This window comes from Roseateles saccharophilus (assembly GCF_004342485.1).
Classification (GTDB): domain Bacteria; phylum Pseudomonadota; class Gammaproteobacteria; order Burkholderiales; family Burkholderiaceae_C; genus Pelomonas; species Pelomonas saccharophila.
Map to the genome: position 1 here is coordinate 41422 of NZ_SMBU01000004.1, position 17338 is coordinate 58759.

Annotated in this window: 19 protein-coding genes; 11 read left to right on the top strand and 8 right to left on the bottom strand. The window is 70.6% G+C overall.

The window, feature by feature from the left end; genetic code table 11:
* Nucleotides 1-20: 20 nt before the first annotated feature.
* Nucleotides 21-290 (top strand): hypothetical protein, encoded by a 270-nt coding sequence (locus tag EV671_RS04750; RefSeq protein WP_132570150.1) that lies wholly within the window; start codon nt 21-23, stop codon nt 288-290.
* Here the strand turns inward: EV671_RS04750 and EV671_RS04755 are convergent.
* From EV671_RS04755 to EV671_RS04770, 4 genes are all read right to left on the bottom strand, one after another.
* Entirely contained in the window at nt 287-964 is a 678-nt protein-coding gene (locus EV671_RS04755) for a DUF3047 domain-containing protein (RefSeq protein ID WP_132570151.1), read from the bottom strand. The genes EV671_RS04750 and EV671_RS04755 overlap by 4 nt on opposite strands.
* Nucleotides 964-1875 (bottom strand): ribosome small subunit-dependent GTPase A, encoded by a 912-nt coding sequence (rsgA, locus tag EV671_RS04760; protein WP_132570152.1) that lies wholly within the window; start codon nt 1873-1875, stop codon nt 964-966. The genes EV671_RS04755 and rsgA overlap by 1 nt, the downstream gene beginning before the upstream one ends.
* Before the next feature lie 82 nt (nt 1876-1957).
* Nucleotides 1958-2290, bottom strand: a complete 333-nt coding sequence (locus EV671_RS04765) for a 4a-hydroxytetrahydrobiopterin dehydratase (protein ID WP_132570153.1) — start codon at nt 2288-2290, stop codon at nt 1958-1960.
* Nucleotides 2287-3558 (bottom strand): M48 family metallopeptidase, encoded by a 1272-nt coding sequence (locus EV671_RS04770; RefSeq protein ID WP_132570154.1) that lies wholly within the window; start codon nt 3556-3558, stop codon nt 2287-2289. The genes EV671_RS04765 and EV671_RS04770 overlap by 4 nt, the downstream gene beginning before the upstream one ends.
* A 52-nt stretch (nt 3559-3610) precedes the next feature.
* Between EV671_RS04770 and orn the strand changes: the two genes are divergently transcribed.
* The 5 genes from orn (at nt 3611) to EV671_RS04790 (ending at nt 8800) form a co-directional block, all read left to right on the top strand.
* Entirely contained in the window at nt 3611-4171 is a 561-nt protein-coding gene (gene orn / locus EV671_RS04775) for an oligoribonuclease (protein WP_132570155.1), read from the top strand.
* A gap of 2 nt (nt 4172-4173) precedes the next feature.
* Nucleotides 4174-4560, top strand: a complete 387-nt coding sequence (locus tag EV671_RS27200) for a hypothetical protein (RefSeq protein WP_243655585.1) — start codon at nt 4174-4176, stop codon at nt 4558-4560.
* A gap of 11 nt (nt 4561-4571) precedes the next feature.
* Nucleotides 4572-6329, top strand: coding sequence for a chorismate-binding protein (locus tag EV671_RS04780; protein WP_243655586.1), 1758 nt, complete (start codon nt 4572-4574; stop codon nt 6327-6329).
* Nucleotides 6330-6628: 299 nt separating this feature from the next.
* The gene (locus EV671_RS04785) at nt 6629-8281 is read left to right on the top strand and encodes a DEAD/DEAH box helicase (protein WP_132570157.1); all 1653 of its coding nucleotides are present in this window, start codon (nt 6629-6631) and stop codon (nt 8279-8281) included.
* A gap of 30 nt (nt 8282-8311) precedes the next feature.
* Nucleotides 8312-8800, top strand: a complete 489-nt coding sequence (locus EV671_RS04790; protein ID WP_165917474.1) for a GNAT family N-acetyltransferase — start codon at nt 8312-8314, stop codon at nt 8798-8800.
* Here EV671_RS04790 and EV671_RS04795 read toward each other — a convergent pair.
* A complete protein-coding gene (locus tag EV671_RS04795) occupies nt 8794-9435 on the bottom strand; it encodes an NAD(P)-dependent oxidoreductase (RefSeq protein ID WP_132570159.1) in 642 nt (213 codons plus the stop codon). The genes EV671_RS04790 and EV671_RS04795 overlap by 7 nt on opposite strands.
* Before the next feature lie 99 nt (nt 9436-9534).
* Here EV671_RS04795 and EV671_RS04800 point away from each other — a divergent pair, with 99 nt between their 5' ends.
* Entirely contained in the window at nt 9535-10410 is an 876-nt protein-coding gene (locus EV671_RS04800) for a LysR family transcriptional regulator (RefSeq protein ID WP_132570160.1), read from the top strand.
* The gene (locus EV671_RS04805) at nt 10407-10994 is read left to right on the top strand and encodes a cold shock and DUF1294 domain-containing protein (protein WP_132570161.1); all 588 of its coding nucleotides are present in this window, start codon (nt 10407-10409) and stop codon (nt 10992-10994) included. The genes EV671_RS04800 and EV671_RS04805 overlap by 4 nt, the downstream gene beginning before the upstream one ends.
* Here the strand turns inward: EV671_RS04805 and EV671_RS04810 are convergent.
* Nucleotides 10984-11664, bottom strand: a complete 681-nt coding sequence (locus tag EV671_RS04810) for a 2-keto-4-pentenoate hydratase (protein WP_132570162.1) — start codon at nt 11662-11664, stop codon at nt 10984-10986. The genes EV671_RS04805 and EV671_RS04810 overlap by 11 nt on opposite strands.
* 175 nt (nt 11665-11839) lie before the next feature.
* On the opposite strand from EV671_RS04810, the gene EV671_RS04815 reads away from it, so the two are divergent.
* The gene (locus EV671_RS04815) at nt 11840-14257 is read left to right on the top strand and encodes an MGH1-like glycoside hydrolase domain-containing protein (RefSeq protein WP_132570163.1); all 2418 of its coding nucleotides are present in this window, start codon (nt 11840-11842) and stop codon (nt 14255-14257) included.
* Nucleotides 14258-14264: 7 nt separating this feature from the next.
* On the opposite strand, the gene EV671_RS04820 is transcribed toward EV671_RS04815, so the two are convergent.
* Nucleotides 14265-14960, bottom strand: a complete 696-nt coding sequence (locus EV671_RS04820; RefSeq protein ID WP_132570164.1) for a Crp/Fnr family transcriptional regulator — start codon at nt 14958-14960, stop codon at nt 14265-14267.
* Between the two features lie 124 nt (nt 14961-15084).
* Here EV671_RS04820 and EV671_RS04825 point away from each other — a divergent pair, with 124 nt between their 5' ends.
* Both EV671_RS04825 and EV671_RS04830 read left to right on the top strand, forming a co-directional pair.
* Nucleotides 15085-15678, top strand: a complete 594-nt coding sequence (locus tag EV671_RS04825) for an HD domain-containing protein (RefSeq protein ID WP_132570334.1) — start codon at nt 15085-15087, stop codon at nt 15676-15678.
* Between the two features lie 16 nt (nt 15679-15694).
* A complete protein-coding gene (locus EV671_RS04830) occupies nt 15695-16453 on the top strand; it encodes a class II aldolase/adducin family protein (protein WP_132570165.1) in 759 nt (252 codons plus the stop codon).
* 9 nt (nt 16454-16462) lie between these two features.
* On the opposite strand, the gene EV671_RS04835 is transcribed toward EV671_RS04830, so the two are convergent.
* Nucleotides 16463-17254, bottom strand: a complete 792-nt coding sequence (locus EV671_RS04835) for a DODA-type extradiol aromatic ring-opening family dioxygenase (RefSeq protein WP_132570166.1) — start codon at nt 17252-17254, stop codon at nt 16463-16465.
* Nucleotides 17255-17338 lie beyond the last annotated feature (84 nt).

Here is a 17338-nt window from a genome sequence, read left to right on the forward strand (position 1 = left end):
GCTGGCCGCACAATGCGGCCATGCGCCTGTTCTCCCTGTTGCTCCGCGTGCTGATCCTCGTGGCCGGTGCCGTCATCGGCCTGGGCCTTTTCCTGTTCGCGGTCATCGCCTTCGTCGGCTTCCTGCTCGTCAGCCTGCTGAGGGGCCGCAGGCCCAATCTGCAGTTCCGCGTGAACAAGAACCCCTGGGCCCAGCACCGGCCGCCGGCCGCGGATGTCGTGGATGTCGAGGCCCGCGAGATCAGCGAGGTCAACGACGCGGCATCGCTGCCGCCACCACAGCAGCGCTAGTTCAGTTCCACCGCGCCGTACCAAGTGTGGGCCGAGCTGCGGCAGTTGTCGCTGTCGGTCATCACGGCCATCGAGGTCAGCGGCCCCGGCTCTTCGCCGAAGGCCAGCCGGAAGTCGGCTGCGAGGTCGCGCCGGTGCTCGCGCCAATGGCGCAGCTCGGCCAGGCCGGAGTCGACGACGATCTTGCGGATGCGGTCGCTGCGCGGGTTGATGACGACGCTGCCGACCGGCAGCCGGGTGTCCCACACATACATCAGCGTCGCATAGGGCGGCAACTCGCCGGTCAGGGCCTGGGCGAGCTCGAACTTCATGCGCGTGCGTAGCGGCAGGCTGTCGACGTCGCCGCCGAAGCCGAAGACGACGCGGGCGACCGCGTCCTCGCGGTCGATGTCGGCCACGCTGGCATCGGGCATCAGATGCTCCACCCACCAGGAGAAGCGCACCTCGCCCGCGGCGGGCAGCGGCGGCGCCAGTTTCCGGCGCCAGATGCTGGCGGAGCGTTCGGAGATGGCCTCCAGCGCCGGCCGGCCGTCCTTCTCGGTCCAGGCGTATTGCGTCGGCCTCTTGCCGGGCAGCGTGAACGGCTGCCAGCCTTCGGCGGCGGATGGTGGCGGCGTGTGGGTGGCGCAGCCGGCCAGCAGGGCCAACGCACAGAGGCGGAGCGGGGCGCGCATCACCAGGTCTTGCGCTGCAGCTCTTCGAGGATTTCGCCGTAGATGCGGTACCGGCTGGCGCTGATCTGCCCGGCCTCGACGGCCGCGCGCACGCCGCAGCCCGGCTCGTGGATGTGGCTGCAGTTGTGGAAGCGGCAGTCGGCGTGCTCGCGCAGGTCGGGCATATAACGCCACAGCTCGGCGGCGTCGATCTGGCGCAGGCCGAACTCCTGGAAGCCGGGCGAGTCGATCAGTGCCGTGCTGCGCGTGGCGTCGGTCCAGTACCACTGCGTTGTCGTCGTCGTGTGGCGGCCGGAGTTCAGTGCCTGCGAGATCTCGCCGACCTGGGCCTGTGCGTCCTGCACGAGCAGGTTGATCAGCGTGCTCTTGCCCGTGCCGCTGGGGCCGAGCACGAAGCTGCGCTGGCCGTCCAGCCAGGGCCCCAGCGTCGCGCGCGAGCCCTCGCGGTCGGCCTTGAGAGCCACCTCGAAGACGGTCAGCCCCATGCAGGCCTCGCGGTAGGGCGCCAGGCGCTCGCGGGCCGTGTCGCGGCCGGGCAGGTCGGTCTTGTTCAGCGCGATGGCGGCGCGGATGCCGGCCGACTCGGCGGCAATCAGCGCGCGGCAGAGCTGGCTTTCGCTGAACACGGGCTCGACGGCGACGAGCACGAGCAACTGATCGAGGTTGGCCGCGAAGCTCTTGGTCTTCCACTCGTCCTGGCGGAACAGCAGGTTGCGCCGCGGCTCGACGGCCTCGATGACGCCCTCGTCGGCGCTGGCCTCGGCAAAGCGCACCTGGTCGCCGACGACGGCGTCGCTCTTCTTGCCGCGCGGGTGGCAGACGAAGCGCCGGCCGTCCGCGTCCTCGACGATGTAGTGGCGGCCATGGCCGCGCACGACAAGTCCCAGGTCCAGCGCCTGGAATTTGCTCATTGGAGCCCCTCGGCCGATGAGTACATCGACCGATCCCCCGGGGGGATGCGGGCCGGCTTGGGAGCGGCCCTACGCTCGGCCCTCATGTGCCCGACGCTTCGGGCAGCGCGCTCACCTGGGCCGCACAGATCGCGTCGTTCAGCGTCAGGCCGCCGCGCGAGTGCGTCGTCCAGCTGACGGTGCAGGCGTTGTAGCCGACCAGCATCTCGGGGTGGTGGTCCTGGGCGTGGGCGATCTCGGCGACGGCGTCGACGAAGGCCATGACCTGGTAGAAGTTGTCGAAGCCGAAGCGGCGGCCGATGACCTTGGCCTCGGCGTCGGGCAGCCAGCCGGGCAGGGCGGCCAGCACGCGCTCGCGCGTGTCGGCGTCCAGCAGCGGGGCCTTGGGGTCACATTGGGCGAGCAGCAGGTTCATGCGGTGAGCGCTGCGAGCCGTTCGGCAGCGGGTGGGTGTGAGTAGTAGAAGCGCGCGTAGACCGGGTCGGGCGTCAACGTGCCGGCGTTGTCCTCGTGCAGTTTCAGCAGCGCCGATGACAGATCGCTGGCATTGGCCTGCGCGCGCGCATAGGCGTCGGCCTGGAACTCGTCGCGGCGCGAGAAGTGGCTGGCCAGCGGTGTCACGAAGAAGCCGAACACCGGGCCGACGAGCAGGAAGAGGATCAGGGCCAGCGCGTCGTTGGGCGCCGCCAGCGAGGGCTGCACGCCAAGACCCAGGTAGAAGGCCGGCTGCTGCTGCAGCCAGCCCAGCAGCGCGAAGCCGGCCAGGCTGAACGCGAAGCCCAGCGCGATGCGCTTGGTGATGTGGCGGTGCTTGAAATGGCCGAGCTCGTGGGCCAGCACGGCCTCCACCTCGGGCCCGTTGAGCTTGGCCAGCAGCGTGTCGAAGAACACGACCCGCTTTGCCGGGCCGAAGCCGCTGAAATAGGCGTTGCCGTGGGCCGAGCGCCGGCTGCCGTCCATCACGAACAGGCCCTTGGCCGCAAAGCCGCAGCGGGCCATCAGGCGCTCGACGCGCTCCTTCAGCGCCGCATCGTTCAGCGGCTCGAACTTGTTGAACAGCGGCGCGATGAGGCTGGGGTAGAGCACCATGACGAGGAGCTGGAAGCCCATCCACGCGCCCCAGGCCCACAGCCACCAGTGCGGGCCGGCCGTGCCCATCAGCCAGAGGATCAGCGCGACGATGGGCAGGCCTAGCAGCGCGCCCACGAGCAGGCCCTTGGCCATGTCGGCGAAGTACAGGCCCAGCGTCGTGCGGTTGAAGCCGAAGGCCTGCTCGATGCGGAAGGTGGACCACAGCTCCCAGGGCAGGTCCAGCAGCGAGCCGGCCAGCACGAAGGCGGCGATCAGGCCGAGCTGATAGCCCATGGCCGCCCAGCCTGCCGGCAGGGCCTGGCTGGCGTCCAGCAGCCAGCCGTTCAGCGCGTTCAGGCCGCCCAGCAGCGTCCAGCCCAGCAGCACGGCCGCATTGAAGCCCAGGGCCAGCAGGCCGAAGCGGGCGCGGGCGATGGTGTAGTCGGCCGCCTTCTGGTGGGCGGCAAGCGTCACGCTGCCGGCAAAGGCCGGCGGCACCTGGCCGCGGTGGGCGGCGACATGGCGGATCTGGCGCGAAGACAGCCAGAACTTGGCAAGGGTCGAGACGGCCAGCGCGACGGCGAACGCGAGGGACAACAGCGTGGGAGACATAGCCCTCAAGTTTAGGCTGCGAGAATTCGCAGCTCTTCAGAATGAGCCCACCATGTCCGACACCCTCCCCATCAGCGACAGCAACCTGATCTGGATCGACCTCGAGATGACCGGTCTATACCCCGACAAGGACCGCATCATCGAGATCGCCGTCGTTGTCACCGATGCCAACCTCGACAAGCGCGTCGAAGGCCCGGTCTTCGCCGTGCACCAGAGCGACGCGACGCTGGACGCCATGGACGCCTGGAACAAGGGCACCCACGGCAAGAGCGGCCTCATCGACCGCGTGAAGGCCTCCACCGTCTCCGAGGCCGAGGCCGCCGCCCAGACCATCGCCTTCCTGAAGCAATATGTGCCCAAGGGCAAGAGCCCGATGTGCGGCAACAGCATCTGCCAGGACCGTCGCTTCCTCGCCAACTACATGCCCGAGCTGGAGGACTTCTTCCACTACCGCAACCTCGACGTGTCCACGCTGAAGGAGTTGGCCAAGCGCTGGAAGCCCGCCGCGCTGGAGGGCTTCAAGAAGGCCCAGGCCCACACGGCGCTCGCCGACATCCACGAGTCCATCGACGAACTCATCCACTACCGTGGCAATTTCCTGAACCTGGCATGACGATGCGCCGTCTTCTCCTGCTGCTGCCGCTGCTCGCAGCGGTGGCCACCTCCCAGGCGGCCGAGACCGCGGCAAGCGCGCCGCACCTCGTGCAGAAGGTCGTGCGCAGCGCGGACTTGCGCCGCGAATGGGAGCTGGCCTACACGTTGCGCGACCACCAGCTCAGCCTGCGCTGCGTGAAGTCCATGACGGGCCGCTGCGGCGTGCGCCTGGTGGATGCCCCGCGCGCCGATGCGCCCGAGGCGGAACTGCATGTCGAGTGGATCGGCGTGCCCGCCGGCGCCACCATCGACCGCAGGATCCAGGGCCGGGCCTATGCGCTGTGCTTCCGGCCCGACGTGGGCGACGACAAGGCCTGCGAGCCGCTGTCCGCGCTGACTGCCTTCTGAGGCCGGGCCGCGTGCTGCACGCCGCCTTCGACTTCCCCCGCCACCCTCTGGCCCGCGAGGACGGCGAGCGCGTGCGGGGTTGCTGGACCACGCCGCCGTCACGCTGGCTGCGGGCCGCGCGGTTGGACGAGGTGGGCCCGGTCATCGACGAGGCCGAGGCTGCGGCCCGTGCCGGCGCCTGGGTGCTGGGCGGCCTGCGCTACGAGGCCGCCGCGGCCTTCGACGCGGTGCTGGCCACGCACGACGCCACGGCGCCGCTGGCCGAGTTCGCCGTCTACGACACGCCGCCCGAGCCCTGGCCGGAAGAACGGCGCGCCTGGACCGGGCCGCTCGGCTGGGCCGATGCGGAGCCCGACGCGAGCGCCGCCATCGAGCGCATCCGCGACTACATCCGCGCCGGCGACTGCTACCAGGTCAACCTGACGACGCGGCTGCGCGCGCCGGCTGGCGGGCTCGACCCCGGCCAGCTCTTCCTCGCGCTGCACGCCAGCCAGCCGGGCGGCTTCAGCCTGTTCCTGCGCGAGGCGGGCGCGGCCAGCGTGTCGCCCGAGCTGTTCTTCGACTGGCGGCCCGTGCCGGGCGCCAAGGCGAGCTGGCTGCTGGCGGCCCAGCCAATGAAGGGCACGGCGCCGCGCGGCCGCGACCGGGTGGACGACGAAGCCGCCCAGCAGCACTTGCGCACCAGCGAGAAGGAGCGCGCCGAGAACCTGATGATCGTCGACCTGCTGCGCAACGACCTCAGCCGTGTCGCCCAGTTGGGCACGGTGCGCGTGCCGCGCCTCTTCGAGCTGCATGCGCTGCCCACCGTCTGGCAGATGACGTCCACCGTCACGGCCGTCAGCCGCGCCGGGTTGACGCTGGCCGAGGCCTTCGCGGCGCTCTTCCCCTGCGGCTCGGTCACCGGCGCGCCCAAGGTGAGGGCGATGCAGATCATCCGCGAGCTGGAGCCCACGGCGCGCGGCTGGTATTGCGGCGCGCTTGGCCTGATCCAGCCTGGCGGCGTGGCGACCTTCAACGTGCCCATCCGCACGGTGGAGTTCCATGGCGAGACCTTGACCTGCGGCCTCGGCAGCGCCATCACGCTGGACAGCGAGCCCGCCGCCGAGATCGCCGAATGGCGGGCCAAGTCGCGCTTCCTGGCGCGTGCCGAGGCGCCCGTCGAGGCGCTGGAAACGCTGCGCCTGGAGGCGGGCGTCGCGCTGCGCGGCGAGGCCCATCTGGCGCGCATGCAGCGCACAGCGCGGCATTTCGGCCTGCGCTTCTCGCTGGCCGAGGCGCGCGCCCATCTGAAGCAGGTCGCCGCAGCCCAAGCCGAGGGCAGTTGGCGCCTGCGCCTGACATGCGACGCCAACGGCCATTTCACGCATGCGCTCATGGCCTTCACGCCGACGGCCGAGCCGGTCCAGCTCGCGCTGGCCGACAAGCCCATCGCGACGCGCGGCCCGGGCGCCGAGTTCCTGGCCCACAAGACGACGCGCCGCGAGGCCTATGCCGGCTTCGACAAGCCCGCCACGGCCTTCGACGTGATCCTGTGGAACGAGGTCGGTGAGCTGACCGAATGCAGCTTCGGCAATCTCGCGCTGCGCATCGGCGGCGAATGGCTGACGCCGCCGCTGGCGGCCGGCCTGCTGCCCGGCGTGCTGCGCGCCGAGCTGCTGGGCCAGGGCCGCATCAAGGAAGCGCGTTTGACCCACGACGACCTGGCACGCGCTTCAGGGCTGGCCTTTTTCAACAGCCTGCGCGGCTGGCTGGCGGCTGGACTTGCGTGAAAACCCTGATTCGGTCTAGAATCGCGGCTTCGCCTGTGGGCAACCCCAGGTGTGAAACGTCTCCTCTGACCTCGTTTGATCATTCGCATCAAACTCCGAACACGGATCGGTCGGCGGCGATGAAGCCGTCGCTTTGACTGACTGTTCCCCCGCGCCGCACCCGGGCTGCTGTAACTAGCCCGAGCCGCACGACGCGAGCTGATCTATCTCCCAGCGACTTTTGATGATTCCGAAGGGCTCGACGCCCCTCGGCGCCGCGCCTTTGCCTGTGCGGCGTGAATGTGAATGAAAGAACGAAGATGAGTTTCGAGACCCTGGGCCTGAGCCCCGCCGTGCTGCAAGCCGTGAAGGATTCCGGCTACGAGAACGCCACCGACGTGCAGGCCCAAGCCATTCCCGCAGCCATCGCGAACAAGGACCTGATGGTCTCGTCGCGCACCGGCTCGGGCAAGACCGCCGCCTTCATCCTGCCGGCGCTGGAGAAGATCCTCGCCGCCCGCGGCGACAACACCAAGCGCCGCGAGAAGGGCGTCATCTACGGCCCGCGCGTGCTGGTGCTGGCGCCGACCCGCGAGCTGGCCATGCAGGTCAGCAAGGCGGCCCAGACCTATGGCCGCCACGTCCCCGGCCTGAAGGTCGCGACGGTGCTGGGCGGCATGCCCTATCCGCTGCAGATCCGCCAGCTGACCGGCCCGCTGGACATCCTGATCGCCACCCCCGGCCGCCTGCTGGACCACCTGGCCAGCGGCAAGTGCGTGCTGGGCAATGTCGAGATGCTGGTGCTGGACGAGGCCGACCGCATGCTGGATATGGGCTTCATCGACGACATCAACGTCGTGACCAGCCACACGCCCGACACCAAGCAGACGGTGATGTTCAGCGCCACCTTCGCCGGCCATGTCGGCCGCCTGGCGCAGCAGCTGCTGAAGGACCCGCAGCGCATCGAGGTGGCCTCGCACACCGACACGCACGAGAACATCGAGCAGCGCCTGCACTGGGCCGACAACCCCCACCACAAGGACCAGCTGCTGGAAGCCATCCTGGCCCAGCCGGAGCTGGACCAGGCCGTCGTCTTCACCAGCACGCAGCGCGATGCCGACTGGCTGGCCGAGCGCCTGGCCGAGATCGGCCACGCCGTGGCACCGCTGCACGGCGCCATGCCGCAAGGCAAGCGCAACCGCGTGCTGATGGGCCTGCGCCGCGGTGACCTGAAGGTGCTGGTGGCCACTGACGTCGCCGCCCGCGGCATCGACGTGCCCACCATCAGCCACGTCATCAACTACGGCCTGCCGATGAAGGCCGAGGACTATGTGCACCGCATCGGCCGCACCGGCCGCGCCGGACGCCAGGGCCTGGCGATCACGCTCGGCCTGCGCGATGACGTGTCGATGATTCGCCGCATCCAGCAGTTCACGACGCAGACCATTCCGGTGCAGCACATCGCCGGCCTGGAGCCCAAGACCCAGGAGCCGCGCATCTTCCCGCCGCGCCCCGCCGGTTCCTTCGACGATCGTGGCCCGCGTGGCCACTTCGGCGGCGGCCGCCCGGGCTTTGGCAACAAGAGCTTCCGCCGCGAAGACGGCGGCCGCCCCTTCCACGGTGGCGGCAAGCCCTTCGGCCAGGACCGTGGCTTCGCGCCGCGCCAGGACGGCTTCCAGCCGCGTGGCGACGAGCGTGGCTTCGCGCCGCGTGAAGACCGCGGTTTCGCCCCGCGTGGCGAAGGCCGTGGCTTCCAGCCGCGCCAGGACAACAACGGCTTCCAGCCGCGTGAAGAGCGTGGCTTCCAGCCCCGTGACGACCGTGGCTTCCAGCCGCGCGGCGACCGCCCCTTCCACGGCGGCGGCAAGCCGGCCTTCGGTGCCAAGCCTGCCTTCGGCGGTGGTGATCGTCCGTCCTTCGGCGGCGAGCGCCGCGGCCCGGCCGGCCCGCGCAAGGGTGGCTTCGGCCGCTGATCAGGCATGCGTCGCGTGGCCCTCCACGCGATGACTCCTGACGATCTCGACGCCGTACTGGCGCTGCAACAGCGCTGCTACGGCGTCGGTTTTTTGGAGCGTCGCGAGGCCTTCGCCGCCAAGCTGGCGGCGACCGAAGGCCTGGGCTGCTGCTGGATGGTCGCCCGGGAGGGCGAGCCGCTGGCCTATGTTGTCAGCCTGCCCGTCTGCGAGGCCACGCTGCCGGCGCTGGACGCGCCGCGCTGCGAGCGCCCGGCGAAGCCGACGCTGCTCTATCTGCACGACATGGCCGTCGCCCCCGAGGCGCGCTCGCTGGGCCTGGCCGCGCGCCTGCTGGCGCGGCTGCGCGAACGCGCGCAGGCGCTGGGCCTGGCGCGTATCGGCCTGGTGGCCGTGCAGGGCTCGGTGCCCTACTGGCAGCGCCGGGGCTTTGTCGAGGCGGCTGAGATGTCAAAAGGCCTCGTCGCCAAGCTCGCGAGCTTTGGCGCCGAGGCCCGTTTCCTGAGCTGCGATCAGTAGCCGGCGGTGAAGCGGCCGCGGCGGTGCTGCGGCGACTCGATCTCGTTGACGATGGACGCGGCCAGGTCGGCCACCGTGATGTGGCTCTCGCCCTGGGCGTCGAACACCGGCTCCTCGCCGCCGAGGCGGAACTTGCCGGTGCGCTCACCGGGCACCAGGTGCATGGCGGGGGAGACGAAGGTCCAGTCCAAGGCCGTGGTGTCGGCGCGCAGGCGGTTCAGCGCCTCGCGGGCGGCCAGGGCGCCTTGCTTCCATTCGGCCGGGAAGGCCGGCGAATCCACCAACTGCTGGCCCGGCGCGATGAAGAGGCTGCCGGCGCCGCCGACGACGATCAGGCGCACGCCGGCATCGCGCGCCGCCGCCGCGATGGCGTCGCTGCCGCGCAGGAAGTCGTCGTGCAGATTGGGGTTGCCCCAGCCGGCGTTGTAGGCGCTGACGATGGCGTCCACGCCCTTGAGCTCGGACGCAAAGCCGCCCTCGGCCAGCACGTCCACAGCGCGCGCTTCCAGGCCGGTGCGGGCGGGCAGCTTGGCCACGTCGCGCTGCAGCGCGCGCACGCTGTGGCCGCGGCTCAGCAGTTCTTCCAGCAGGGCCTTGCCGACAAAGCCGGTGGCGCCGATCAGGGCGATGTTCATGAGGTTCTCCATCATCTGGGTTGCGATGGCGCTATTGTTCTTGCTTCACAATCAACCGATAAGCCGGCCTTGGTTGTGAACACTGTTTAGAAAAACTTCATGCTCGACCAGCTCAAACGCATGGCCGTCCTGGCCGCCGTCGTGCGCCACGGCAGCTTTGCCGCGGCGGCGCGGGTCTTGCGCACCAGCACCTCGGCCGTCAGCCAGCAGGTGAGGGCGCTCGAAAAGGACATGGGCGTCACGCTGCTGCACCGCTCCACGCGCAAGCTCAGCCTGACGCCGGCCGGCGAGCGCTTCCATGCCGGCTGCGCGGCCATGGTGGCCGCCGCCGAGGCCGCCCAGGCCCAGTTGCTGCAACTGCGTGACGCGCCCGAGGGCGAGCTGCGCATCGCGATGGCGGTCGGTTTCGGCCGCCAGTTGGGGCCGGCGCTTGCGCCGCTGCTGGCTGCCCACCCGGGCCTGCGCCTGCATCTGCAGGTGGAGGACGGCTTCACCGACCTCGTCGCCCACCGCATCGACCTCGCCATCCGCTTCGGCCGCCTGCCGGACAGCAGCTGGGTGGCCCAGCGCATCGGCACGCTGCATACCGGCCTCTATGCGGCGCCGGCCTACCTCGCGCAGCGCGGCGTGCCGGCCACATGGGATGCGCTGCGCCAGGCCGACTGGCTGTTGCTGCAGGACGGCACCGACCAGGCGCGCCGCTTCGCGGGCAGCGAGCTCAGCGTGCAGCCGCGCTACACCAGCAACAACCAGCTGACGCTGCAGCAACTCTGCGAAGCCGGCCTCGGCCTGGCGCCGCTGGGCGACGAGGACGTGGCCGAGGCCGTCGCCGCCGGCCGCCTGCTGCGCGTGGACACCGAGCTGGCCCTGCCCGAGCTGCCCGTCTGGGCGCTGACGCCGCAGCGCGACGCCCAGCCGGCCAAGGTCCGCCATGCCATCGCCGCACTGAAGTTGCAGCTGGCGGAGGCGCGATGAAAAAGGGCAGCCTCGCGCAGTGGGACGACGCCAAGGGCTATGGCTTCATCTCGCCCGACGACGGTGCGCCCAAGCTCTTCGTCCACATCAAGGCCTTCGGCCTGCGGCCCGGCCGGCCCTTCGTCGGCGAGCGGCTCGGCTACCGGGAAGGCCAGGATGCCCAGGGCAAGCGCCGCGCGCTCGACGTGCGCAGCCTGCAGCCTCGCGCCGCGCCGCCGGCACCCCGGCCGCGCGACGGCGGTCGCGTGCTGCTGCTGGTGCCGGCTTTCGCGGGCCTGGTGCTGGCCGTGTATCTGCTGTGGGGGCTGCCGAACTGGCTCTGGGGCCTCTACTCGGCCATGAGCATGGCGAGCTTCATCGTCTATGCGCTGGACAAGCGGGCCGCCACGCGCGGCGACTGGCGGGTGAAGGAGGGCACGCTGCATGCGCTGTCCCTGGCCTGTGGCTGGCCCGGCGCCTTGCTGGCCCAGCGCCTGCTGCGCCACAAGAGCGTGAAGCCGCGCTTTCGCCGTGTCTTCTGGCTGACCGTCGTGCTGAACATCGCGGCCTTTGTCGCGCTGTTCACGCCGCTGCTCAGAAGCTGAACTCGCCCAGGCCCTCGATGCCCAGGCGGCCGTGGGCGGCGCCGGCGAGCGAATGCAGGCCGCCCCAGGCGCCGGTCGTCACGACGGCGCCGGCCGGCAGGCTTGCGCCATTGCGCGTCGCGTGCTGCTGCCAGGCCGGCAGCACGCCCGCCGGGTCGGCCAGCGAATGCCCGCCGCGGCGCACGATGTCCGGCTGGCCGGGCAGGGCCAGGCGCCATTCCAGCTGCGCCCAGTCCAGCGCCTCGTAGGGCTGCCAGGTGCCTAGCAGCAGGCCGCCGTTGGATTGGAAGTCGGCCATGCGCAGCAGGGCCGGAGCGTCCAGGCCTTCGGCCCAGCGCGAGGCGATGAGCTCGACGGCGATGCAGATGGCTTCGGGGGCGCCTTGCGCGTCGACGCGCAGCGCCACCTCGGCCTCCACGCCGAGCAGTGCGGTGCCGGCGAGCGGGCTCACCGGCGAATGGCTGAAAGGCCCCTGCGTGCCGGCGCCGCCGGACTTCCAGCGGTCCAGCGGCCAGCCCAGGGCCGCGGCCACGCCGTCCTGCACCGCATAGGCGTCCGCCTCGTCGCGCACGGCATGCACCCAGTTGGCGGCGCGCAGCCTTGCGCCTTCGCGGTGGCAGGCGGCCAGCGCATGGATCAGGGCCGTGATGGGCGTGGGGGCAGCGGTCATGGGCGGTCCGGTCGTGGAGCGTCAGTGTCGGCGATGGGCCGATGCCGCTTGAAGTTGCGATGTAACGGGTGGCCTTCGAGAATGACCTATCTTGATGCCCCCTCACCACCCGCCAGCGCCCGGCGCCGCATCACAGCGCCGAGCCATCGCCCGCCGGGCCGCCCTCGCGCTGTTCATGCCCCTGGCCGTTCTCGCCGCCCCCAGCGCCTCCATGAAGCAGACCTTCCCCGCCTACCCGACAGAACCGAATGGCCGCGTCGAAACCGTGTCGGTCGACACGCTGCTGCGGCCCGACGGCGGGCGCAGCTTCATGCTGCGCTCGACTCAGGCGCAGCGCGACGGCGCCGCGCAGCAGCGGGTGGTGGACGAGCGGGCTGATGCTCCCCAGGTCCGTTCGCCCAGCGCGCTGTTCGACGCGCTTTTTGCGATGGCCGTCGATGACGCGCGGCTGAACAGCGTCGACGAGATCCGCGACGCGGCCTACAACGGCGGCCGCCCCATCGCCTGCCGCTGCTTCCAGACCGGCGAGTTCTGGCACTACGTCTGGACGCGCGACGTCTCCTACGCGACGAACCTGGGCCTGGCCTGGCTCGACCCGCAGCGCAGCGCGACCTCGCTGCTGTTCAAGACCAGCGGCTGGCGGGCGGGCCTGGCCGCCGTGCCGGGCCTGCCGGCCGGTAGCACCCAGATCGTGCAGGACACGGGCTCGGGCGGCAGCTGGCCGGTCAGCACGGACCGGGTCAGCTGGGCCTGGGCCGCGCGCAGCGTTCTGGACAATCTCGACGGCGACGAGCGCAAGGCCTTTGCCGCCCGGGCGAGGGCGGCCCTGCAGGGCACCGTCGAGGCCGACCGGCTCGCCGCCTTCGACGCCGCCTCAGGGCTGTATGGCGGCGAGCAGTCCTTCCTTGACTGGCGCGTGCAGAGCTATGCGCCCTGGATCACCGACCACCTGGCGCGCATGGCGGGGTCGCGCGCCTTGTCGACCAATGTGTCGCACTACCAGGCACTGCGCCTGCTGGCCCAGCTGTTCGCGGCCGAGGGCGATGCCGCGATGGCGGCGCGCTACGGCGGCTGGGCGGATCAGCTGCAGGCGGCCATCGACCGCGCGTTCTGGCTCGAGGATGAGCAGCAGTACGCCAGCCTGACCAGCGACGACGCCCGGCCAATTCCGCTGCACAAGTTCGATCTGCTGGGCACGGCGCTGGCGGTGGTCAGCGGCGTGGCGCCGCCGCAGCGGGCCGCGCAGGCCCTGGCCCGCTATGCGCACGCGCCCTTCGGCGCGCCGGTGATCGCGCCGCAGCAGCCGGGTGTGCCGGTCTATCACAACCGGGCGATCTGGCCCTTCGTCACCGCCTATGCGCTGCGCGCCGCGGCCCAGGTGGGCAACACCGCCGTGGCCGGGCATGCCTTCGACTCGCTGTACCGGGGCGCCGCGCTCAACCTGTCGAACATGGAGAACCTCGAATGGCTGACCGCCCGGCCTCGCTTTGACGACGGCCCGGTCATCAATTCGCGCCGACAGCTTTGGTCGGTGGGCGCCTATCTGAGCGCCGTCGCCGAGAGCGTCTTCGGCTGGCAGGTGGGCAGCGAGGGGCTGCGCATTGCGCCTTTCCTGACCACGGCCTCGCGGCGCGCGCTGGGCGATGGCGAGCAGGCCAGCCTGTCCGGGCTGCGCTGGCGCGGCCACCAGGTCGAGATCGTGCTGGCCCTGCCGCCCCTGCCCGCGGCCACGGCCGGCCCGGCGCATTACCCGGTCCAGCAGGTCTTGCTGAACGGCAAGGTCGTGATCGGCGTGATCGGGCCGCAGCAGCTGTCCTCCGGTCCCAACCGCGTCGAGGTCAGCTTCGCGGCGGCCGAGGCCGGCGACATGCGCATCACGCAGGTCGCCAGCGTCGACCCGCTGGACCGCAAGGAGCCGCGCGTGTTCGCGCCGGATGTGCCGCGGCTGCTGCCGGTCGCGGCCGAGGCCGATGGTGGCGTGCTGCTGCGCTTCGAGGCGCCGGCCAGCCGCGAGGCGCTGCGATTCAACATTTACCGCGATGGGCGCCAACTGGCCGCAGACCTGCAGCAGACCCGCTGGACGGACCGCTCCGCCCGGCCGGGCGTGGCCCATGTCTATGCGGTCGAGGCCGTCGGCGCCGCGTCGGGCCACCGCTCCCACCTCAGCGAGCCCGTGCGCCTGGACGCCGGCGCGGTGCAGCGGCTGGCGCTGGGGGAGGGGTTCGTCCGCGCGGCAGCCGGGCGCGTCGGCTTCGAGCTGCTCTACGACAACCATGCCCACGAGACCCAGACCGGCGTGACCAATGCGGTCAAGCTGCTGCGGGTGCTCGACGAGCAGGGCCGCGAGGTGGCGCGGGGCGTCGTGCAGATGCCGCATGTCGAACCCGTTGGCGGCCAGCATCCGAAGCGGCTGTCGACCCAGCTGAGGGTCACGCTGCTGGCGGGGCGCTACCGGGCCGAACTGCTCGACTTCTTCAACATGAGCTATCTGCAGTCCAACGCCAACTACGGCGGTGCTGGCGGTGTTGGCGGCCCGCTCAATGCCGCCGACATCGAGGCGTTGCAGGTGGTCACGCTGCCGGACGAAGACTGATCTGGCCTCAGGGCTCCTGCTCGAAGGCGCTGAGGCGCTCGGCAGACTCGATCTCGATGCGGCCATAGCCCACGGAGATGGCGCCGCCGGCCGCCAGCGCCTTCAGCTCCAGGGCCAGGGTCTGGCGCGTGATGCCCAGCATCATGGCCAGGTTCTCCTGCGTGGCCGTGATGGCCCGGCGCGGCGTGTTGCCGGGTGACACGTCCCCGCAGGCGAGGCGGCTCAGCCGGCGCGCGACGCGCGCACGCGTGGAGCGCAGCGTGGCGTCTTCGATCAGCGCGAAGGTGGAGCGCAGGTGCATGGACTGCAGGCGCAGCAGCGCCAGCGCGACGCCTTCCTCGCGCAGCAGCACATCGAGTTCGCGCTGGCCGATGTGCAGCAGCGTGCAGGGCAGCAGCGCGATGACGTCGTGGCGGCGCGGCTCATGGTCCACGCAGGAGGTCTCGCCGAACCAGTTGCCGGCTTCCAGCACGGCGAGGATGGCCTCCTTGCCGTCCGAGCGCAGCGTCGAGGCCTTCAGCATGCCGTGCACGACGCCGAGCATGCCGTCGGCCGCGGCGCCCTGGCGGAATGCATAGGCCCCAGGCTCGAGGGTGACGGGCCGGGCGGCATCGAGCAGCAGGCGGCGTATGCCGGCATCGAGCCGGCTGAACCAGGGGTCGGCGCTGAACTGCTCAGGCAGATCGACGTGGCCGCCGCCCATTGGATATCTCCTTGTCTAGGGTCAACCCGAAATTGTAAGGATTCGGGCAGTCGCGCGAGGGGCGCATTCCTAGCATCCACCTCGCTTCCCTTGCACCCAGCTCTCAAAGGACCCGCCCATGGACATGCACGCAAAAGCCAGCTTCACCCGCATGCAGAACGGCACTGCACAGGACTGGCAGATGATCGGACAGGAATTCCTGGGGTTCGCCAAGGCCCTGCCGGATCGCATCATGGCCCACCTGCGCCTGCTCGATGGCGACTACGGCGGCTTCCCGATTGACCGCCTCGCCCACTCGCTGCAGACCGGCACGCGGGCGCTGCGCGACGGCCGCGACGAGGAGTACGTCGTCTGCGCGCTGTTGCACGACATCGGCGACACGCTGGGTTCCTTCAACCACCCGGACATCGCCGCGGCCATCGTCAAGCCCTTTGTCAGCGAAGCCAACCACTGGATGATCCAGAACCACGGCATCTTCCAGGGCTACTACTTCTTCCACCACATCGGCATGGACAGGAATATGCGCGACCGCTTCGCCGGCCATGCGCATTTCGAGCGCACCGCCGAGTTCTGCGAGCTCTACGATGCGCCGGCCTTCGACCCCAAGGCCGAGACGCTGCCGCTGTCGGAGTTCGAGCCCATGCTGCGCCGCGTGTTCGCCAGGCCCGTCAACTCAGTCTACAAGCAGGCGATCGCCAAGCAGGCCGTTGCCGCCTGAGCGCCGGAGGACCGCCATGAACATCCCCTCGCTCAAGGGCGCCGTCAGTGCCGAAGAATGGCAGCTGCGCTGCGACCTGGCCGCCTGCTACCGGCTCATCGCGTTGTATGGCTGGACCGACCTCGTCTTCACCCACATCAGCGCCAAGCTGCCGGGCGGCGAACACCGCTTCCTGATCAACCCCTACGGCCTGATGTTCGACGAGATCACGGCCTCCTCGCTGATCGTCGTCGACCAGGCGGGCAACAAGCTCTCCGAGTCGCAGTTCCCGGTGAACCGGGCCGGCTTCGTCATCCACAGCGCCATCCATGCGGCGCGCGAGGATGCGGGCTGCGTGCTGCACACCCATACGCGGGCCGGCGTCGGCGTCAGCGCGCAGAAGAACGGCATCCTGCCGATCTCCCAGCAGTCGACCTTCGTGCTGGCCTCGCTGGCCTATCACGACTATGAAGGCGTCGCCATCCGCGACGACGAGAAGCCGCGCCTTGAGGCCGACCTCGGCACCGCCAACTACCTGATGCTGCGCAACCACGGCCTGCTGACGGTGGGCCGGACCGTGGCCGACGCCTTCCTGCAGATGTATGTCTTCGAGACCACCTGCCAAATCCAGCTGGCCGCCCAGTCGGGCGGAAGCGAGCTGGTGCAGGTCGAGTCGCACATCGTCGACGGCGTGGCCGAGTCCATCCGCAGCCAGACCGAAGGCCTGGGCGGCGGTTTCGTCTGGCCGGCGCTGCTGCGCAAGCTCGACCGCGTCGACCCGTCCTACCGCAGCTGACCCGAGCGCTCAGCCGAAGCGGAAGCTGGACGCCGCCACGCCGCCGAGGAACTCGGTCTCGTGATAGTTGCAGCTGCCGGCATCGCCCTCGGCAGCGCCGGCCGCCACCATCAGCGGCAGCAGATGCTCCTCGCGCGGATGGGCCAGCCGCGCCGCCGGTGCCTGGGCCCAGGCCTGCAGCCGTTCAGCGCGGCCCTCGGCCGGGGGCAGGGCGGCCTGCAGCCAGGCGTCGAAGGCGGCCGACGGCGCGCGCCCGCCCTCGTTGTACAGGCGCATGTTGTGGAAGCTGAAGCCGCTGCCGAGGATCAGCACGCCCTCGTCGCGCAGGGGGCTGAGCGCCCGGCCCAGGGCCAGGTGCTCGGCCGGGTCCAGGCCGCGCTTCAGCGACAGCTGCACGACCGGGATCTGCGCCTCGGGGTACATGGGCGCCAGCGTGCAGAAAGCGCCGTGGTCGAAGCCGCGGCCGGCGTTGCGCGCGGCGGGCAGGCCGGCGGCCTCGATCAGCGCAAAGACTCGCTCGGCCAGCGCCGGGTCGCCCGGGGCCGGGTAGACCACCTCGTAGGTGTGGGGCGGGAAGCCGCCGTAGTCGTAGAGCATGCCCGGCGCCGGCGCGGTCATCACCGTGAAGGCGTCTTCCTCCCAATGGGCCGAGATCATCAGGATGGCCTTGGGCGTCTCGACCAGCGTGGCCGGCAGGGCCTGCAATGCGGCTTCCAGCTTGGCGTGGGCCTGGTGATAGGGGCCATCCATATAGGGCCAGGGGCCGCCGCCGTGGGAGAGGAAGAAGGTGGGCTGTCTCATGATGCGCCCAAGTTTGAGCTCTTGTCGCCCGACCGGGGTTCAAACCCCTCGCTGGCAGCGCTCAAAGCGCTTGAACAGCCCCGA

Bases quoted from the DNA above. Each gene is read 5' to 3' on its own strand.
- orn (WP_132570155.1), top strand. From the start codon at position 3,611: ATGTCCGACACCCTCCCCATCAGCGACAGCAACCTGATCTGGATCGAC.
- EV671_RS04770 (WP_132570154.1), bottom strand. From the start codon at position 3,558: ATGTCTCCCACGCTGTTGTCCCTCGCGTTCGCCGTCGCGCTGGCCGTC.
- EV671_RS27200 (WP_243655585.1), top strand. From the start codon at position 4,174: ATGCGCCGTCTTCTCCTGCTGCTGCCGCTGCTCGCAGCGGTGGCCACC.
- EV671_RS04785 (WP_132570157.1), top strand. From the start codon at position 6,629: ATGAGTTTCGAGACCCTGGGCCTGAGCCCCGCCGTGCTGCAAGCCGTG.
- EV671_RS04790 (WP_165917474.1), top strand. From the start codon at position 8,312: ATGACTCCTGACGATCTCGACGCCGTACTGGCGCTGCAACAGCGCTGC.
- EV671_RS04820 (WP_132570164.1), bottom strand. From the start codon at position 14,960: ATGGGCGGCGGCCACGTCGATCTGCCTGAGCAGTTCAGCGCCGACCCC.
- EV671_RS04825 (WP_132570334.1), top strand. From the start codon at position 15,085: ATGCACGCAAAAGCCAGCTTCACCCGCATGCAGAACGGCACTGCACAG.
- EV671_RS04830 (WP_132570165.1), top strand. From the start codon at position 15,695: ATGAACATCCCCTCGCTCAAGGGCGCCGTCAGTGCCGAAGAATGGCAG.
- EV671_RS04795 (WP_132570159.1), bottom strand. From the start codon at position 9,435: ATGAACATCGCCCTGATCGGCGCCACCGGCTTTGTCGGCAAGGCCCTG.
- EV671_RS04810 (WP_132570162.1), bottom strand. From the start codon at position 11,664: ATGACCGCTGCCCCCACGCCCATCACGGCCCTGATCCATGCGCTGGCC.
- EV671_RS04805 (WP_132570161.1), top strand. From the start codon at position 10,407: ATGAAAAAGGGCAGCCTCGCGCAGTGGGACGACGCCAAGGGCTATGGC.
- EV671_RS04765 (WP_132570153.1), bottom strand. From the start codon at position 2,290: ATGAACCTGCTGCTCGCCCAATGTGACCCCAAGGCCCCGCTGCTGGAC.
- EV671_RS04815 (WP_132570163.1), top strand. From the start codon at position 11,840: ATGCCCCTGGCCGTTCTCGCCGCCCCCAGCGCCTCCATGAAGCAGACC.
- EV671_RS04750 (WP_132570150.1), top strand. From the start codon at position 21: ATGCGCCTGTTCTCCCTGTTGCTCCGCGTGCTGATCCTCGTGGCCGGT.
- rsgA (WP_132570152.1), bottom strand. From the start codon at position 1,875: ATGAGCAAATTCCAGGCGCTGGACCTGGGACTTGTCGTGCGCGGCCAT.
- EV671_RS04800 (WP_132570160.1), top strand. From the start codon at position 9,535: ATGCTCGACCAGCTCAAACGCATGGCCGTCCTGGCCGCCGTCGTGCGC.
- EV671_RS04755 (WP_132570151.1), bottom strand. From the start codon at position 964: ATGCGCGCCCCGCTCCGCCTCTGTGCGTTGGCCCTGCTGGCCGGCTGC.
- EV671_RS04835 (WP_132570166.1), bottom strand. From the start codon at position 17,254: ATGAGACAGCCCACCTTCTTCCTCTCCCACGGCGGCGGCCCCTGGCCC.